This is a genomic window from Mesonia phycicola (genome assembly GCF_900141885.1).
Lineage (GTDB): Bacteria > Bacteroidota > Bacteroidia > Flavobacteriales > Flavobacteriaceae > Mesonia > Mesonia phycicola.
Genome location: NZ_FQYY01000006.1, coordinates 22,808 through 41,507, shown reverse-complemented (window position 1 = coordinate 41,507; position 18,700 = coordinate 22,808). Strand labels below are relative to the sequence as shown.

General features: G+C 32.2%; 13 protein-coding genes. 5 read left to right on the top strand and 8 right to left on the bottom strand.

What is annotated here, in order from left to right; all coding sequences use genetic code 11:
• The first annotated feature begins 4 nt into the window (after positions 1-4).
• The gene (locus tag BUC03_RS09820; RefSeq protein ID WP_073151131.1) at positions 5-3,421 is read left to right on the top strand and encodes a choice-of-anchor D domain-containing protein; all 3,417 of its coding nucleotides are present in this window, start codon (positions 5-7) and stop codon (positions 3,419-3,421) included.
• A 113-nt stretch (positions 3,422-3,534) separates the two neighbouring features.
• A complete protein-coding gene (locus tag BUC03_RS09815) occupies positions 3,535-5,415 on the top strand; it encodes a cytochrome-c peroxidase (RefSeq protein ID WP_073151129.1) in 1,881 nt (626 codons plus the stop codon).
• A gap of 28 nt (positions 5,416-5,443) precedes the next feature.
• Here BUC03_RS09815 and BUC03_RS09810 read toward each other — a convergent pair whose 3' ends face one another.
• Both BUC03_RS09810 and BUC03_RS09805 read right to left on the bottom strand, forming a co-directional pair.
• A complete protein-coding gene (locus BUC03_RS09810; RefSeq protein WP_143159177.1) occupies positions 5,444-5,749 on the bottom strand; it encodes a hypothetical protein in 306 nt (101 codons plus the stop codon).
• A gap of 2 nt (positions 5,750-5,751) precedes the next feature.
• On the bottom strand, positions 5,752-5,946 hold the full coding sequence (locus BUC03_RS09805; protein ID WP_073151123.1) for a hypothetical protein: 195 nt from the start codon (positions 5,944-5,946) through the stop codon (positions 5,752-5,754).
• Between the two features lie 91 nt (positions 5,947-6,037).
• On the opposite strand from BUC03_RS09805, the gene BUC03_RS15460 reads away from it, so the two are divergent.
• Positions 6,038-6,877: a YqiA/YcfP family alpha/beta fold hydrolase gene (locus BUC03_RS15460; protein ID WP_084112889.1), complete on the top strand. Its 840-nt coding sequence runs from the start codon at positions 6,038-6,040 to the stop codon at positions 6,875-6,877.
• 14 nt (positions 6,878-6,891) lie between these two features.
• Here BUC03_RS15460 and BUC03_RS09790 read toward each other — a convergent pair whose 3' ends face one another.
• The 5 genes from BUC03_RS09790 to BUC03_RS09770 form a co-directional block, all read right to left on the bottom strand.
• Positions 6,892-7,386 (bottom strand): hypothetical protein, encoded by a 495-nt coding sequence (locus tag BUC03_RS09790; protein ID WP_073151120.1) that lies wholly within the window; start codon positions 7,384-7,386, stop codon positions 6,892-6,894.
• 318 nt (positions 7,387-7,704) lie between these two features.
• The gene (locus BUC03_RS09785; protein WP_073151117.1) at positions 7,705-8,184 is read right to left on the bottom strand and encodes a DUF4625 domain-containing protein; all 480 of its coding nucleotides are present in this window, start codon (positions 8,182-8,184) and stop codon (positions 7,705-7,707) included.
• Positions 8,185-8,238: 54 nt separating this feature from the next.
• Complete coding sequence (locus tag BUC03_RS09780) at positions 8,239-9,021, bottom strand: DUF4625 domain-containing protein (RefSeq protein ID WP_073151114.1); 783 nt, start codon at positions 9,019-9,021, stop codon at positions 8,239-8,241.
• 39 nt (positions 9,022-9,060) lie between these two features.
• Positions 9,061-11,430 (bottom strand): TonB-dependent receptor, encoded by a 2,370-nt coding sequence (locus BUC03_RS09775; protein ID WP_073151111.1) that lies wholly within the window; start codon positions 11,428-11,430, stop codon positions 9,061-9,063.
• Positions 11,431-11,657: 227 nt separating this feature from the next.
• On the bottom strand, positions 11,658-11,906 hold the full coding sequence (locus tag BUC03_RS09770; RefSeq protein ID WP_073151109.1) for a hypothetical protein: 249 nt from the start codon (positions 11,904-11,906) through the stop codon (positions 11,658-11,660).
• Positions 11,907-12,208: 302 nt separating this feature from the next.
• Here BUC03_RS09770 and BUC03_RS09765 point away from each other — a divergent pair, with 302 nt between their 5' ends.
• Positions 12,209-14,068 carry a metallophosphoesterase family protein gene (locus BUC03_RS09765; RefSeq protein WP_073151106.1) on the top strand — a complete coding sequence of 620 codons (1,860 nt, stop codon included), beginning with the start codon at positions 12,209-12,211 and terminating at the stop codon, positions 14,066-14,068.
• A gap of 83 nt (positions 14,069-14,151) precedes the next feature.
• On the opposite strand, the gene BUC03_RS09760 is transcribed toward BUC03_RS09765, so the two are convergent.
• The gene (locus tag BUC03_RS09760; RefSeq protein WP_073151103.1) at positions 14,152-15,249 is read right to left on the bottom strand and encodes a phosphatidylinositol-specific phospholipase C1-like protein; all 1,098 of its coding nucleotides are present in this window, start codon (positions 15,247-15,249) and stop codon (positions 14,152-14,154) included.
• Between the two features lie 467 nt (positions 15,250-15,716).
• Here BUC03_RS09760 and BUC03_RS09755 point away from each other — a divergent pair, with 467 nt between their 5' ends.
• Complete coding sequence (locus BUC03_RS09755; protein ID WP_234971617.1) at positions 15,717-18,698, top strand: SusC/RagA family TonB-linked outer membrane protein; 2,982 nt, start codon at positions 15,717-15,719, stop codon at positions 18,696-18,698.
• Positions 18,699-18,700: the final 2 nt, after the last annotated feature.

Genomic DNA, 18,700 nt, shown 5'->3' with positions numbered 1-18,700 from the left:
TATTATGAAAAAAATTACCCTTATGTTAATGATGCTGATTTCAGCTTACTCATTTTCACAATCTTACACATTAGATATCCCTATAGCTAGTTCTACTACAGGCTCTGGAGAGGAAGATATATCTAGTGGAGAAGTTAGTACTTCTAGTTCTGATTTAGAATTTTACCACGATGGTAGTACAGAACAAATGGTAGGAGTTCAGTTTGAGACTGTAAACGTACCACAAGGTTCTACAATTACAAATGCCTATATTCAATTTCAAGCAGATCAAGAAGGTGGCGGAGATGTAACTGTAAATATTGTTGGTCAAGATATTGACAATGCACCTAGTATACAACATAATGTATATTATGATATTTCTTCAAGAACTGCTACTACCGCAAATGAAGATTGGATTATTGCAAGCTGGATAGGAGAAAAAGATATGGCTACCGTAAACCAAAGAACATCAGATATTAGTTCTATTGTAAGTGAAATTACTTCAAGAAGCGGATGGGTTAACGGAAACAATATAGCTTTTATGATTACAGGTGTTTCTAGAGCTAACCTACCTGCTTGGAGAGAAGCAGAAAGTGGTGGTGGCGCTGGCGGACCTATTTTACACATAGAATACGTAAACTCTCCTACAGAAATTGAAATTACAGGAAATAATACTTCTATAACAAACGGAAGCACTATTGCAGATGTCTTAAACGATACTCAATTTGGAGGTGTAGGAGTTGGACAAACGTTCACTAAAACATTCACGATTAAAAATGTTGGTGGAGAAGACTTAGTATTATCTGGCTCTACATTAGTTTCTATTACTGGAGATTCTCAATTTAGCATACTTACTCAACCCAACTTATCTACTCTAAGTGCTGGTGAGACTACAGATTTTGTTGTTCAATTTACACCAACAGCTACAGCAACTGTATACAATGCTACTATTTCTATAGCAAATAATGATGCAGATGAAAACCCATTTACTTTCGCTATAGAAGGTAGTGGAGAAACTTCTGTTATTGATTTAGATGTTTTAGGAAACTCTACTTCTATAACAAATAATGATAGTACTCCAGACGTATTAGACAACACAGATTTTGGGACGATTTATTCTGTTGTAGAAAGAACAAGAACATTTACTATAGAAAATACAGGAAATAGCTTATTAAATATCACATCTGTGGCTAGTAGCAATCCAGATTTTGCTATTGTAATCCCTCCTTCTTCTACTCTTAATATTGGAGAAACAACAACTTTTGATATTGCTTTCACTCCTTCTAGCGTAGCTACTATCTCTTCTACTATTACTATCGTAAGTGATGATACAGATGAAAATCCATTTACATTTACTGTAGAAGGAGAATCTACAAACCCTACTTTACCTTCTTCTATTAGTGCTGGGGATGATTGGTATTACTTAGACAATGGTAGTGATCAAGGTACTGCTTGGAGAAACCTTAATTTTGATCAAGATAATAACTGGACATCAGCTACTACAGAAATAGGTTATGGTGATGGTGATGAAACTACAGATCTTGGGCAACCAGTCAATCCTAAGCCTATCACTACTTATTTTAGAAAATATATTAACATCGCAGATATCACTGCATACAACAGTATAGATTTAGAAGCTGTTAGGGATGATGGTATTATTGTATACATTAATAACGTAGAAGTTTGGAGAGATAATCTACCTATAGGAGAAACTATTGAATATAATGACGTTGCTCTTGTTGCAATAGCTGATACTGACGAAAGTGCTTGGAATACAAAAAACCTTAGTTCTTCTTCATTAGTTAATGGTATTAATGTGATTACTGTAGAAATTCACCAAAACAGCAATACAAGTTCTGACATTAGTTTCAATTTCAAATTAACGCCAAGTACTGCTATAGCTCCTTCTGCTTACATAGAAAGAGGACCTTATTTACAAAGCGGTACACCAACAAGTGTTGTTGTTAAATGGAGAACAGATACAGCTACAGAATCTGTAGTAAATTATGGTACATCTTTAAGCTCATTAACGCTTAGTGAAACAGATGCTAATTTAACTACAGAACATGAAGTTACACTAACTAGCTTAACACCAAACACTAAATATTATTTCAATATTGGTAATCAAACGGAAGTATTATCTGAAAGTACTACAGGAGACATGTATGTAATTACAGCGCCAACAGCAGGTACAGATCAATTTGTACGTGCTTGGATTTTAGGTGATCCTGGTACTGCTAGTACAAATCAAAGAAATGTTAGAGATGCGTATTACAACTATGTTGATAATAGCACTATTAATACTGGTAAAACAGATATGATGTTATTTTTAGGAGATAACGCATACAACAGTGGTACAGATACAGAATACCAATACTCTATGTTTGATATTTATGATGAAATGTTGAAAAAATCTGTAGCTTGGTCTTGTTTAGGTAACCACGACGGATATACTGCTTTTTCTGCAACTCAATCTGGACCATATTATGATATTTTCACTTTCCCAACTGCTGGTGAATCTGGCGGTACTGCATCTGGAACAGAAGCATACTATTCTTTTGATTATGCTAACATTCACTTTATTGTATTAGATTCTTACGATTCTAGTCGTGATGTAGGAAGCACTATGTACAACTGGGCACAAACAGACATCCAAAACACAACTCAAGATTGGATTGTTGCTATTTTTCATCACCCTGCTTATACAAAAGGTTCTCACGATTCTGATAGTGAAGATAGACTTATTAATATGAGAGAAAACTTTATGCCTATGTTAGAGTCTAACGGTGTAGATCTTGTTTTAAGTGGCCATAGTCACTCTTACGAGCGTTCTTACTTTTTAAATGGTCACAATGGTTATGCTAATACTTTTGATATAAATGAAATCTCTAACGGAGGTCATACTGTAGGTACTACAGGAAGCGGAGATGGTAGAGCAGACGGTAATGGTGTTTATCAAAAAGATGCTAATCAAACAGAAGGTGCAGTGTATATTACTACTGGTTCTGCTGGTAAAATATCTGGAGGAGATTTAAATCACCAAGCTATGTACTTATCTTTAAATGAACTAGGTTCTAGTGTTATGGAAGTTGAAAGTGATGGTACTGGTGGTCAAAACTTAAACATTAAATTTATTACAGATACTGGAGCAATTAACGACTATTTTACTATCAATAAAACTGGAATAACACTTTCTGTAGATGATAATGATTTAGTAGAAAAAACCATTAAACTTTTCCCAGTTCCTGCTAACGATTTGCTTAATGTTGAAGTAGATGCAAGCGAGCAACTTCAAAAAGTTATTTTTTATAGCAATACAGGCCAATTAGTAAAAGAAAGTACTAACAAAACTATTAATGTTAGTAATATGAAAACAGGTGTTTATGTAGTAGAAATTACTACAGACCAAAACACCTATTACAAGTCTATTATTATTGAATAATTACTCTCTATAAATTTTATTTAAACCTCAACGCAATTCTATCTGTGATAAATTGTAGTTGAGGTTTTTATAATTTCTAAAAAACTTACCCAGAGTTAAAAACCTAGTTATCAATGAAAAAAATCATCCTTTTAACTGTATCTATATTCGCTTGCTTTGTTCTATTATCTGGAAAAAAGACAGAAAGTGAATATCAAAAAAATACAATTCCAAAAGAAGTAACAGCATTATACACTAGTAATTTTCACAAATTTCAAGAAGAAGTACATACACTGGCAATTCTTGCAAATAATAGTTCTTCTTCAAATCATTTTCAGCAATTAAAAAAGCAAATTGAAAAAACTAGATTAGTCTACAAAGACGTAGAATTTATTTTTGATTATTACCTTACCTCTTTTAATGGTACTTACATTAATGGTGCCCCGTTACCTAAATCTAATGAATATTTTGAAGCAGGAAATGTTATAGAACCTTGTGGTTTGCAAGCATTAGACGAAGCTATATTTGATGAGCCTTCTAAAGAAAACCTTATACACGTTAAATTATTAGCAAATAAACTTAAAGAACGGGTAGATTTTATCACCAAAGTTCATTTACCTATTCAAATAAAAACTAGTCAAATTATAGAATGTATTCGTTCTGGTTTGGTGAGGGTTTTTACCCTTGGAGTTACCGGTTACGACACTCCTGGCTCTGCTAATGGAATTGCAGAAAGCTACGAAAGTTTTAAAAGTATGGAGACTACATTTATGTATTTTGAAAAAGGAATCTACCCAGAAGCTAAACCTAAATTTAAATCTATAAAACAACTCTTTAAACAAGGAAAAAAGTTTTTAAAGAAAAATTCAGACTTTAATGATTTTGATAGAATGGTGTTTTTAAAAGAAATAATAAATCCGCTTTATGCTGAATTATTAGAGTTTCAAAATCTTAATCAAATAAAACTAGAACCTTTTAAAAAACACGCACAAAACTATCAATCTAAAAATATATTTGATGTAGATTTTCTAGAGGCTAATTTTTATTCAGAATTGGTTTATTTACCACTAGATAATCCTAAGACTATAAAATTAGGAAAGTTGTTATTTGAAGATCCTCAGCTTTCAAATAATAATAAAATGTCTTGTTTGAGCTGCCACAATCCAAACAAAGGATTTACAGACGGATTAGTAAAAAGTAAATCTAATAAAGAGGGAATTTACACTCATAGAAACTCTCCTACCATTATAAATTCTGGATATTCTACTCGTTATTTTTGGGATATGCGAGAGTTTGATCTTGAAAAACAAGTAACTCATGTAATCGATGATAATTTAGAATTTAATACAGATTTTAAATCTATTACTAATAAACTTAATAAAGACACTACATACTTAAAATTGTTTAAAGAAGCCTACGGAGGCATTGACAAACAAGATATAAACAGACGCTCTATAGGTAATGCAATTGCTGCGTATGTTAATACCTTAAAATCTTTAAACAGTCCGTTTGATAAGTACGTGAGAAATGAGACGGATGAATATCCTGAAAACGCTAAACGTGGTTTTAATTTATTTATGGGAAAAGCAGCCTGTGGTACTTGCCACTTTGCTCCTATTTTTAATGGTACTATTCCGCCACTTTATTTAGAATCTGAATCTGAAGTTTTAGGTGTCACCAAAGGTTTTGATACTATAAATCCACAATTAGATGATGATTTAGGTAGATTTGTAAACGGTTTAAATATTGATAAAAAACCTTATTTTAAAAATTCTTTTAAAACAGTTTCTGTGAGAAATATAACTTTAACAGCTCCTTATATGCATAATGGTTCTTTTGAGACTTTAGAAGAAGTAATTGAGTTTTATAATCTTGGCGGTGGTGCTGGTATGGGATTAGATATAGAAAATCAGACTTTGCCAGATGCTCCTTTAAATTTAACCAAACAAGAAGTACAGGATTTAATTGCTTTTATGGAAACACTTACAGATGTTTCTGGTTTTGCTACAAAGTAAAATTATCTTTTTTAAGGTATTTAATTTACTAAGACCACAGCTCTGTCCTTATAAGAATAAGTCTCATTAGCATTATTGAGTCTGTTGCATCTTGATTTTCTTCTTCATCTACAGTACCTAGATTTATTTGTTTTCTGGTGTTCCACCAACTCATTAATTCATCTATTTCTGTTTTAATAGATTTTTGTTTTTCAGAAGAATTCCAATCATTTAAGCTAGCTTCTTGTTCTACATAATTTTCTAATAAGGTAAAACATGAATAAAGCATCATTTTGTCTACCTCTTCCCAATCTTCTTTTAAATCTGGGAAGAGTATTTTGTTACCTGGTTTCATAATTAAGCTACTTTTTTCATATAAGTTAATACTTCTTTCCAACCTTCAAATCCTTTTCCTTTTTCAGCAAAATGAAGATGTCTTCCTTTAAATTTATCTACTGCCCTTTTATCTCTATCATCTATAATATAATCTCTTTGTAAAAGGTTTTTAATTTCGAAAATTCCCTTCCTAATTACTAATTTTGAAGAACACAACTCTAAATTAACGATTTTAATTTTACATTCTGTTTATGAATGTTTTTTCTAATAAAATTCATTTGAAATATCAAAACGATTAAAACCACTTATGAATATTTTATACTTACACGGATTAATGGGTTCTTTAAACCCCGAAAAAAGACAAATTGTAGAAAAATACGGAAAAGCGTATGCGCCAAGCATTCCTTACCAAACAAATAAAGAATGTATCTCTTGGCTATACCATAACTACAAAGACAAAAATATAGAGGTAGTTATAGGGAGTAGTTTAGGAGGCTTTTCTGGGTATTATTTAAGTAGGTTATTACAAGTTCCTGCTTTGCTTTTTAATCCCGCTTTAGCGAATAGAAGTGTAACACAAAATATACCTGAAATTACTAATATTCATCGAGAACCTATGCATATCATTTTGGGAGCTAAAGATGATGTGGTTAACCCAAAAAGCACCTTACAATTTATTGCGGAACATTTTCCTAGTACGCAAAATTACCAAATACAGACTTTACCAGAATTGGCACATCGCATTCCGTTGCAAACTTTTAAAACTTCGGTAGATCAATTTTTTACCACGCTATTGACTAATAATATACCGAAAAAACATTTATTTTTAGATGATATTAGATCTGCAGATATGGTGTATGAACCTATATTTTCTAATTCTTTTGATGTGGTTAGAAGTTATGAAGAATTTGTAAAATACATTACCACTTTTGGACTTCCCGATTTTATTAGTTTTGATAATGATCTTGGCTTAGATACAAACGGAGAAGTTGCTTTAGATGGATATGCCGCTACTAAATGGCTCATCTATGAGTCTGGCTTAGACCTCAGCAATTTACAATTTGCCGTACACTCTGCTAATCCTGTTGCTGCAGAACAGATAAAAGGCTTATTAAATAATTATATAAAGTTTTTGAATAAAAAGTAAGTTTTTATAATAGCTTAAGATTTTAATTTATTTCTCTTTTGGTAGATTTTAATTTTTGCTAAAAGTGAATTTAGAGTTTTGCCTTTTATTATATTTTCTCTAATCTTCATTTTTTTACCATCGTTAAATTGTAATTCTACTTTTCTAAAAATTGTATATTTTCTTCGATCTGCGTATAAGGCTAAAAGAAAAAAGTTTCTTGTAGAAGAAGAAAGGTCTACAGATTTTACTTGAAAACTCTCTAAATTATGTAATAAACGTTTGGTAGTTACCCAACCTAAAAAGTGATTTACTTTAAAGTAACCTTCTTTAATTTCATAGGTTTTGCAACTCCACAAGCCTAAAAACAGAGTAACACCACTTGCCAAATACCACCAAACAACAACTTCCTCTTTCTTAAAAAGCTCTACAGCTATGCCTACCGCTAAAAATAGAATTGCTAAAATAACAATCTGCATAGGGACATTATAGTCTATTTTAGTTTTTATATGCTTTTCAGATTTTTTCATGTGCACCTATGTAAAACTTGTGATTTGCTATTTAAATTATAGAGTGCAAATTAAGCGATAATTGTTTTAGGAAGCTTAAAATGATTTTGGAAGTAGAAAAATGAAGTTTTAAACAAAAATGCCGCCACTAAATGGCTAATCTATGCTTACGGGGTAAACCTCAGCATTTTACAGTTAAAGATATAGCCTGCTAATTTTGTGACGGCACCACAAAATGAAAAGTTAATGAAGTAATGTTGTTTTTTCTGTTGCTAGAAAACTACTGAAAACAGTTACTGTTATTTTTTTGTTTATACTATTTATTGAAGAAAGCTTTATTTATTCGATAATCTTAATATCTATAGAGGTTCTTGCTTGCCAGCCTGTTTCATCGGTTACTGAGTAAGAGCAGTGGTAATCTCCTGCATCTATATCTGTTGGTATTTCTACTGTAAAGGTTATTTCATACGTAGTATATGCTTCCTCTAAAGAAACATTTTCCATATAAATTAATGGATTAACAGCTTCTTTTTTCTCTTCTAGCTCACACTCTTCTCCTTGATCGTCATGCGTATGGTGATCAAAATTATGGTGTACGTCTAAACTATAAGAAGCTAGCGCTTGGTTATCTGTAACTAAAGCTTTAAAGGTGTAAGTTTCTCCTTTAACAAGTTCTGTACAAGCTTGCGGAAAGCCATCTTCGTAATTAATAGTAATAGTTGGTTTTTCTTCATCTTTCTCTATACCATCATCGCTAGAACAAGATAAAATGCTAATAGCGCATAACAGTAAAACAAAGTATTTTATTTTCAATTTCATAAGCTAAAATTTAAAACCGCATAATATCTGACTACTATGCGGTTTAGTGGCTAATTATTCTGTAATATCGATATGAGTTTCATACTCTTCTGTATTACCTTCTTCATCTTCTACAGTAAACGTGATATGATATTCTCCTGCTGGTGCTGTAGCAGGAATATCAAAATGTTCGTGAAATTCTACTTCTGTTTCACCGTGGTAACCGTCTTCTAATTCTACTTCATAATCCCATTCTTCTTCTCCTGCACCTACTTCTAGATCGTGTGCGTGTACATCTACACTAATATTGTGTATACCGTGTACTGCGTTAATCATAAACTCAGCGTGAAAATCTGATCCTCTTACTGCTGTTGCATCTATAGAAAAATCACTAAGTGTAATTACCTCTAAAATTTCAATGTGACCCTCTACTTCTGTACTGTTTCCTTCGGTATCTGTAACCAATAATTCTATATGGTATTCTCCTGCAGGAATATTAGAAGGCACATCTACGTGCTCATGAAAAGTAGGGTTAATTACCAAGTAATCTTCATCGGTATAAATTTGTTCAAAATCCCAATCTACCTCATCATCTGCTGCAGTGGCATCTTCTGCATGAATACTAAGTGTAATAGTACTTACAACAGCTTCTGCATAAATTTCTGCTTCTAAGTGAATGTCTGAACCTTTGTAAGCGTATGCCTCTGTAGAATGATCATCACCTTCACCATATTCAAAATCTGTAATTTCTGGAGCGTCTAAACCTACAACAGAACCGTTGTCGTCATCGCTGCTACAAGATTGTAAGAATAAACCTAGTGAAAGGAAAAGTGCTAAAAATTTAAAATTTGTTTTCATTGTTATTGATTTTAATTATTAATAGTTAATTGTTTATAGTTAAAAAGGTAATGTGAGAGATACCGATAAGTTTCTACCTGCTTCTGGCACATCTATTAAGCGATAAAAACTGGTATGATCATAATACTTTGTGTTGGCTACGTTATTAAGCTTTATTCTCATTTTTACTGGTAAATTATTTTTGAATAATGCTAGTTCTGTTACTAGCGACATGTTTAATAACTGATATCCCTCTGTAACTTCTTCTGGCGGAACAATTTCTTCTTGTGCTGCCGCAATTTTATATTCTGCTATAAGCTTAGGTTGTTTAAAAAAGAGAATATTTTTAAATTGATAATTAGCCGAAAACAAGCCTGATAACGGAGGAGAAAACGGAATAGTAAAGCCTTTTTTAGGTCCGCTATTTTGTCTAGAATACACATACTCTGCAGAAGCATTTAATTGAAGGTTTTCTAACACCGTAGTTTGCGCTCTTAACTCTCCTCCTACTCTAAACACCTCACTTTGCGTATACTCATAAATTTGTAAGGTTTCGTAATAATTGGAGGTTGGATTTAAGTAAATAAAGTTTTCAAAAAAATTGACAAACGGACTAAGCCCAACACTGAATGATTTGGTGGTATGAGCTATATCTAGATCTATTTGGTAAGACTCTTCTGGATCTAAATTTAAATTTCCGCGTTCATAACGATACATATGATAGTTTACCCCATCTGAAGCTAACTCATTAGCCAAAGGCATTCTAAAACTCTTACCAATATTTAGTTTAAACGTGCTGTTATTATGTATGTAACTCACCCCAGCGGAAGCACTAATATTTCCGAAGTTTAATTCCTTATCTTGAGCTCTTTGTAAATGCACGTAAGAGGTAGAACCATCTTCATTATTAATTGTAGACGGATACCAATCAAAATAAGCTTTGGTATCTACAAAACCATAATCGTAACGCAATCCTGCCAAAAAGTGTAAATTAGAATTGATTTCTATTTCATCAAAAGCAAAAGCACCTACGGTAAATCTGTTGTATTCTGGAATTAAAAATCCCCAACCACCAATATTATTGTTTTGGTATTCTAAGTTAAGTCCCATTACCATAGTATGCTGAGAAATAGACTTAAAAGAATCTTTTACATTTAAAGTGTAGGTATTTTTATTAAACACTCTTTCTTGACTATCGCTAGGCGTTGGCATATACCCATGTGGCACAGGCTCTGAGTGCTCTTCTCTCACATTGTATTGGTAACCCGCATCTACATAAAAGTCATGATCTTTAATAGAAAAAGAAGTATTGTTTGTGATTTTAAAATGATTCACCTTATGAAAAGGAAGATCTATATCTCTATTAGAACTATCATAATCTATATCTGAAGTTCTTACCTCTAACCCGTGTGCATTGGCAAAAAAACCGTTCTTGGCATTTACATTACTAAATGTAGTTTCAGATTTTATTCCATCACCAAGGTAACCAACGCTAAAACTTGCATCTGCTTCTCGACCTGCTGTGTTTCTTAAATTATTATCGTGTAGATGGAAAATATAATTTTCATAATTTATTTTGTCTGTAGGCACTTTATAGTCGGCATAATCTCTATAAGTTAACCTAGAACGGTAAAACCAATTTTCTTTTCTTGCTTTTACTCCCGCAGATACTCCCAACAAATCGTTATTAGTTTCTGCTAGTAAATTTACCTCTCCACCAAAAGAGTGAGGCGCAGGTATTTTATTTGGTTGTATATCTACCACTCCTGCAATAGCATCAGATCCGTAAACCAAAGAAGCAGGTCCTTTTATAATTTGTATATGCTCTATATTATATTGGTCTATTTCCAATCCGTGATCATTACCCCATTGTTGTGCTTCGTGTTTAATTCCGTTTTGTACTACGGCAACCCTATTAAAACCTAAACCTCTAATTACTGGTTTAGATTGGCCAGAACCTATGTTAATTGTGCTGACACCAGGTATTTTACTAAGCGTCTGCATTAAGGTATTTTCTCTGTTATTTTCAAGAAACTCTTGCGAGATATCTTGCACAACCACTGCAGATTCTTGCAGTTCTCTTTGCTTAGATTTTCCGGTTACTTTTACTTCTTCTAAAGCAGTAGTTTTTTCTTCTAAATAAACCTCTATAAGATTCATTTTAAAACTCACCTTTAACGTAACGGTTTTAGATGTATATTTCTGATGAGATATACTTAAAGTATACCTCATACTTTCTACCTCTTTGATACTAAATGTACCAGAAATAGATGTATTTGTAGAGCTATTACCCATAGTAATAAGGGCATTCTCTATGGGTTGTAAGGTTGCTGCATTATACACAACACCCTTTACTGTAAAAGAGTTTTGTGAGAATGCAAGAGTGGTAAAACTAAAAAATAGCAATACTCCCAGTACTTTATGTAACATATGAAAATACTATAAGTTCAATGATTGATTCACTAATAAAAATGAAGCTCGACAAAACCTAAACACCTAATTAATTGTTTATAAAAACGTATCTATAGACAACTTTTCCATTAGCTGCATATAAACTAACTAAGTATAAGTTGACAGCGTTTTTTATACAAAACCAAAGCGAATTAATACTTAAACTATACGTGATAGATTAAAATAATAGATGTAAAGGAGATAACTTATATTAAATTTGGAGGAGGTCTAGGTAAAAGCTCATTAGACTCTACCGCACTTACAACAAGAAAATGGTTGTCTTTGCTAATTTCTGTTTTCACAAAAACCTCTACCTTCTCTAAAGAGAAATCTTGTATTTCTGGCTGAAGTGCAGGAGTTAAATCATTCACGATAGAGTGATGACAAATAGTACAATGTTTAGCGTGGTCTTTATCTTTTATATGAGAAATAGCGTGAAGCCCTCCCAATTTCATAGATAGAAAAAGGAAAAGAAAAAAATAAGTTACGCTATGTTTAAGACTACTAACTTTCATGGAAGCGCAAATATATTAGAATTATTTAAAACAACCGAGTTGCAATAAGAAAATTTTGAAATTGTTTTCTATTCAAAATATAATATTCAAATAAGCCATTCCGCAACTATAAAACTTACCTTAAACTTTACATTCAGCTAAAGTACACCTAACGACAGTTTCCTATTTTGCAATAATTTGAGTTTTCTTATAATTCCTTTTAAAATATCACTCCTTCTAATTCTTTTAATTTTAATCTGTTTATGAAAATTAAATTCTTTTTGATTGCCTTTTTTATATTGCATCAAGTAACATCTCAAGAGGTAAACAAGGGTAAAATTGCTTTTTTGGCAGATATTCATTTTCAAGATTTATATGGTAATCTAGAAGATTCTGAGTATAAAGGAGTTTTAAATTCTACTAATAATAGAACCACTCTTTTGAGAACTATGGCTTCTCAATTACAATCTACAAGAATTTTTAATGAAAATTATTTTGCCTTTCTAGCCACGCTCAATGATATTGTAGAAAGAAACATTAAAGTGGTTGCTCTTCCGGGAGATTATTCAGATGATGGCCAACCTTTACATGTGCGAGGTTTGCGTAAGATTTTAGAGTATTATGCTAAAGAACACGATATTCAATTTTTTATTACCACTGGCAATCATGATCCAGCAGGACCTTTTTTGAAAGATTCAGGAAAAAAAGATTTTTTAGGCGAACAAGGTAAAAAACAGCCTTTGTATAGTGAAGAGTCAATGTACGTGAGTAAACCAGCAATAGAACATCCTGTAGTGGTTACTAAAGATATCGCAAAAATGGGCTATGTAGAAATCATGGAAACTTTAAAAGATTTTGGTTTTTATCCGCAAAAAAGTTTCTTGTATTGGGAAACGCCTTTTTCTAATTACACCCCCCAGACTTACCAATATAAAAAAGCCTTAAAAGCCTCTAACATAGAGAATAGAACTTACCCCCTAAAAAACAACCTTAAAATTCCAGATGCCTCTTATTTGGTAGAACCTGTAGATGGTTTATGGCTCTTGGCTATAGACGGAAACTCTTATATTCCAGAAAGTAATGGTAATTTTAGTGGTGCAGGACTTGGATACAATAACTCTATAAAATACAAACAGCATTTATTTTCATGGTTTTCTAAAGTGGCTAAAATGGCTAAAAAATTAAATAAAACACTCATTGCTTTTAGTCATTACCCAGCTATAGATTTTAATGAAGATGCATCTCCAAGAATAGAAGAGTTTTTTGGAGGAAAAAAATGGCAACTAAAAAGAGTACCAGAAGAGAAAATAGCAGAAAAAATAGCAGAAGCGGGAATAAAAATTCATGTGGCTGGACATATGCATATAAATGATACTGGTAAAAGAGATTATGGTAATGGAAATTTTTTAGTAAATATTCAAACTCCCTCTCTTGCTGCTTATATTCCTGGATATAAGACCCTATCTATAACAGATAATGAGGTAGAAGTAGAAACTATTGTGATAGATGAGGTACCGCGATTTAAAGAGTTGTTTTCTTTATATGAAATGGAATATAACTACCTTAAAAAAACAAATCAGCCCCTATGGGATTCTACTATTTTACAAAGTAAATCTTATCACGAATTCACTGAATTTCATTTAGAAAATTTAGTTAAAAATAGATTTTATAGTGACTGGAATCCTGATTTTTTTGAGTTTCTCTCCAACCTTACAGGGAAAGAACTATTGATGCTTTCTGAGAATCAACAAGAAGAAGATATCATTAATTTCTTTGCTACAAAAGAAGGTTTAGCAGAAAGCGATTTAAAAAATCTAAACCAATATGAAAATTGGACTGGGATAGATATGATTCTAGATTTTTATAAAATAAGAAATGCAGATCAACTAGCCTTTCGTGATATACCTCAACAACGGTTGGAAGAATATAAAGCAATACTAAATGCTTTTCAAAAAAATACGTTTTTCAAAAACACAAAACATGCATACGCGCATCAGCTACAATTGTTTATGAATATTTTTAAAAGCTTTATTCATGGAGTACCAGCCAATCATTTCCAAATAAATTTAAAATCAGGAGAAGTAACTAATTTAGAAAAAGCTTCTTCTCCTGAAGGTTTTTAGAATTTTTATAAGCTGCGAGTCAAAATACATAGAACTCATTTACTCTATAAAAATGATATCAAATTCTTGAGAATTCAAAAAAATTATCGCACAGGGTTTTCTCTTACATAGCTTCCATCTTCAAATTTCACTTCGTAAGTAGAATTAAAAAGTTTGCTTGGCATATAATAATCTGTAGTAATAATTTGTGCTCCTGAAGCTTTAGCAGTATTAAATCTAGAGTAATCGTTGTTTCTAGCTTCTTGTGTATTTGCATCTGCACGGGTTCTAATTATATATCCCTTTTTTACAAACTCAGAAATACGCTTATCTTCAGGATCATTAATAATCATAGTTGCAGCTTCAGGATTTCCTTGTTCCGCATTTATAAATATCATTTTACTTGAATAAGAAAAATCTCTATTAGCATATTTTTCTCGTTTTTCATCTTGGGTATCTAAAATAAAAAGAAACTTCCCTGCCCCCTCTTCTAAAGTTGGCCAATTGTTATGAAGTACTGCTTCTTCTAGTGTTGCATAATTTCCTTTTACATCGCTCGGACTAATAATATTTTCTTTGCCCAAGTGTTTTAAAATTTCTTGATCTAATTCATTAAACGCCTCTGGAGTAAAAGGCTCTGGGGTTGTTCCAAATTTATTAGTATCACCATCTTTAGGCTCTAAAGTAATAAAAACCACTTCGTGATTTGGGTTAGCTTCAGACCAACGCTTTAAATCTTTTAAACAATCTTCTAAAAGATAGTACTGCGTTCTAAAATCAATATCTGGTATATGCAGCATTTTAAAACCAGGCTGTTTCATTTTTTCTTCTAGATCATATTCTAATTCACTACTCCCTAAATCAATGCCTGCAGGGTTGGCGTAACGCCCACCATCTTTATCTACATACACATCTATTTCTAGATTACGTAAACCCATGGTTAATTGGTCTAGAATTGGCACATGCGCATACTGTAAACCAAGCATACTTTTAGTGGTATCTTTTGCTAATAAATACTGAAAAAGAGTAGAATCTATTGCTTCTTTATAGCTGTTATGAGAACCTATTACTTGTAATTCATTTATTCTCTTTTCAGAAGTTTCTATTGGTAGACTTTCTTCTTTATTCATTTTTTGTTTACAAGAAGCCAGTAGTACAGTTCCTACTAAAATTATAATTACTGTGTTAAGTATTTTTTTCATTGTTATTGGTTTTAAAATGGGCAAAAGTAGTTGAAGCACATTACCAAAATGTAAAATTAACAACAAGTAATTACGAGTAAAACATTAATAATTAAACCCTTATAAAAAACAAAGATTATATAGACATTAATAAAACTTTTAAAAAAAGTTAAATAATACCGTTAGTTGTGATTAAATTATTTACTCAATGATAATCAACCAAAAAAGATAAAATATTCAAGATTTATTTATTTAGCACTCGCAAAACAGACTGCTTTGCTTCAAGATGAAACAGCTATACTTAACTATAAAAATATTTAACTATATGTAAAAATTAAACCAAAAAAATACCGCAGCTGCTACCAACAACTGCGGCTTTATTAATAAGCATTGTCTAACCAACCACTTACAATAACATGTATTATAAAATTAAACATTTAAAATCGAAAAAAATAATTTTCGGTCTCTCGTTTTTATTTTTTGCTCCAATGGGGCACGCTACTAATAATAGTATCGAAGAAGAAAAATTTGAAAATCTTAAATATGTTTCGTTACAGCAAACTATTAGCGGAACAGTAACAGACGATAAAGGTATGCCACTACCCGATGCATCTGTTATCATTGCCGGTACTAATAAAGGTACTACTACCAATTTTAATGGTGAATTTTCTATAGAAGCAAATCAAGGAGATATCTTAGTAATTACTTACGTAGGATTTAAAAAAAATGAATTTACTATTGGTACAGAAACCAATGTATCTATTCAATTAGAAACAGACAGTGCTTCTCTAGATGAAATAGTTTTAATAGGATACGGAACTCAAAACAAAAAAGATCTTACCGGGTCAGTAAGTCAACTTTCTCCAGAAGATTTTAAAAAAGGGATTAACACCTCTCCAGATAATTTGCTACAAGGGAAAGTAGCTGGTGTACGTGTAGTACAATCTAGCGGTGAGCCTGGTGCAGGTCTAGATGTTTCTATTCGTGGAATAGGCTCTATTCGTAGTGGTAGTACTCCTCTATTTGTAGTAGATGGTGTACCGCTAAGTAATGAAAATGTTAGTGCTGCAGGTCCAGATTTTGGTCTGGGGAATTCTTCTGCAAAAAACCCTTTAAACTTTTTAAACACAGCAGATATTGCATCTATTACTGTTTTAAAAGATGCATCGGCAGCAGCTATCTATGGATCTAGAGGATCTAATGGAGTAGTTTTAATTACTACTAAAAAAGGTAAAACTGGTGATGCTACCATTACATTAGACTCTTACGCTAGTGTATCTCAAGTAATAAGTAAAATTGATGTGCTTTCTGCTGATGAATATCGTAACGCTATTTCAGATCCTGTGTATGACCACGGAGGAAGTACAGATTGGCAAGACGAATTATTCCGTAATGCTATCACGCAAAACCATAATTTTTCTTATGCTAAAAAAACAGATAGCGGTAACTATTATGCTTCCCTTTCATATATGGACCAAGAAGGTATTATAGAAACCAGCGGTCTTGAAAGAACAACAGCAAGATTAAATACAGAAGAATCTTTTTTTGACAATAAACGCTTAAAAGTAAAATTAAATTTAACTGCTAGTCAAATTAACGAAACAGGTGTACCTAATGGTGCCGATGCTGGGTCTGATGGTCAATTAGTAATGCATGCTTTAATGGCAAACCCTACACGTACTGTATTTGATGAAGATGGTGATTATACCAACTTTAATATGAATGCGCATTACAACCCTATGTATTTGCTTCATATTTATGATGACAAAACAGAAACTTTAAGAGTTTTAGGGAATTTTGAAGCAAGTTTTAGAATTATTGACGGGTTAAACTACAAATTCAATTTAGCTATAGACCGTTCTAATTCAGAAAGAAACTCTACTATTTATCCAAATGTTACCGATAGAACTCCTACTGGTGCATACGTACAAAATAATCTAGAATCACAAAGCTCATTAATTGAACATTACTTAACCTACAATTTTCAACATAATAACCACAAGTTTGATGTTTTAGGTGGTTTTTCTTACCAAGAATTTGATTTTTCTGGAACAAGTTTCTCTATCTCTAATATTGATGAGATGGGCACAGGAGTTGCACCAGAATATAATCCAGGCTACTCTGGAGAACAATCTGGAGTTAGCGGATATGCTCAGAAAAACGAATTACAGTCTTATTTTGGAAGATTAAATTATAATTTTTCTGACAAGTATTTACTAACTGCTTCTGTAAGAGCTGATGGGTCTACTCGTTTCGGAGATAACAATAAATATGGTTACTTCCCTTCATTTGCAATGGGTTGGTCTTTAGATAAAGAAAACTTCTTACAAAATAAAGAATACATTAACCAGTTAAAATTAAGAACTAGCTGGGGACAAACTGGAAATCAAGAAGTACAGAACAAAATTACCCAAGCAAGTTATTCACAAGCAGCTTCTGGAGGATATTACCTGTATGATGACTACGGGTTAGTTAACGGTATTGTAGTTAACAGAACAGCTAATCCAGATTTAAAATGGGAAGTAGTAACACAGTTTGACTTAGGGTTAGATTTTAGCCTTTGGGACAATAAACTGTATGGATCTTTAGATTATTACAACAAAACTACTACGGATGCTATATTAAATATTCCTTCAGAACCTTTAAGTCCAACTTCTACAGTTTGGAAAAATATTGAAGGAGAAATTGTAAACAAAGGTTTTGAGTTTTCTCTAGGCTCACAGTTAGTAAAGACAGACAACTTCTCTTGGGATATGAATATTAACGGTGCTACTCTAGATAATGAAATTAAAAACTTACCTGTATCAGAATTATATTCTGGAAGCATTGCAGGTCCTGGTTTATCTGGTGTTTCTGCTAATATTTACAAAAATGGTTATGAAGCAGGTTCTTTCTATATGCTAAAACATTTAGGTTTTGATGGAGATGGAAATGATATTTTTGAAGACACTAACGATGATGGTATAATTAATAGCGATGACCGTCAAATTTTTGAAGGTGCTTTACCTAATTTCACTTTTGGTATTAATACCAATTTAGATTACAAAAGATGGAATTTAAATCTTGCTTTTATAGGGCAAACTGGTGGTTACCTTGTAAATAACACCAATCTTGCTTTAAACATTAATAACTTAGCATCAGACAGAAACGTTTTATCTGAGTTTTATGAGTCTGGCGCAAATCCGCAAAACACACCACAGCTTTCTACATTATATATGGAGAAGTCAGATTTTATACGTCTAAACAATATTCAGTTAGGCTATAATTTTGATGTACAAAACATTAACTGGATAAATGGACTAAACCTTTATGTAAGTGCACAAAATGTGTTCACCATTACTAATTATTCTGGATACGACCCATTGATTAACAGTCCTCGTTCTTCAGGCGGTAATCAATCTATTGGTATAGATTATACTACCTACCCAAGTTCAAGATCTTATTTAATTGGAGCAACTTTAAAACTATAATT

What these genes read in the sequence shown, in the direction of transcription:
- BUC03_RS09820 (WP_073151131.1), top strand. Translation starts at nt 5, where the DNA reads ATGAAAAAAATTACCCTTATGTTAATGATGCTGATTTCAGCTTACTCA.
- BUC03_RS09815 (WP_073151129.1), top strand. Translation starts at nt 3,535, where the DNA reads ATGAAAAAAATCATCCTTTTAACTGTATCTATATTCGCTTGCTTTGTT.
- BUC03_RS09810 (WP_143159177.1), bottom strand. Translation starts at nt 5,749, where the DNA reads ATGAAACCAGGTAACAAAATACTCTTCCCAGATTTAAAAGAAGATTGG.
- BUC03_RS15460 (WP_084112889.1), top strand. Translation starts at nt 6,038, where the DNA reads ATGAATATTTTATACTTACACGGATTAATGGGTTCTTTAAACCCCGAA.
- BUC03_RS09790 (WP_073151120.1), bottom strand. Translation starts at nt 7,386, where the DNA reads ATGAAAAAATCTGAAAAGCATATAAAAACTAAAATAGACTATAATGTC.
- BUC03_RS09785 (WP_073151117.1), bottom strand. Translation starts at nt 8,184, where the DNA reads ATGAAATTGAAAATAAAATACTTTGTTTTACTGTTATGCGCTATTAGC.
- BUC03_RS09780 (WP_073151114.1), bottom strand. Translation starts at nt 9,021, where the DNA reads ATGAAAACAAATTTTAAATTTTTAGCACTTTTCCTTTCACTAGGTTTA.
- BUC03_RS09775 (WP_073151111.1), bottom strand. Translation starts at nt 11,430, where the DNA reads ATGTTACATAAAGTACTGGGAGTATTGCTATTTTTTAGTTTTACCACT.
- BUC03_RS09770 (WP_073151109.1), bottom strand. Translation starts at nt 11,906, where the DNA reads ATGAAATTGGGAGGGCTTCACGCTATTTCTCATATAAAAGATAAAGAC.
- BUC03_RS09765 (WP_073151106.1), top strand. Translation starts at nt 12,209, where the DNA reads ATGAAAATTAAATTCTTTTTGATTGCCTTTTTTATATTGCATCAAGTA.
- BUC03_RS09760 (WP_073151103.1), bottom strand. Translation starts at nt 15,249, where the DNA reads ATGAAAAAAATACTTAACACAGTAATTATAATTTTAGTAGGAACTGTA.
- BUC03_RS09755 (WP_234971617.1), top strand. Translation starts at nt 15,717, where the DNA reads ATGGGGCACGCTACTAATAATAGTATCGAAGAAGAAAAATTTGAAAAT.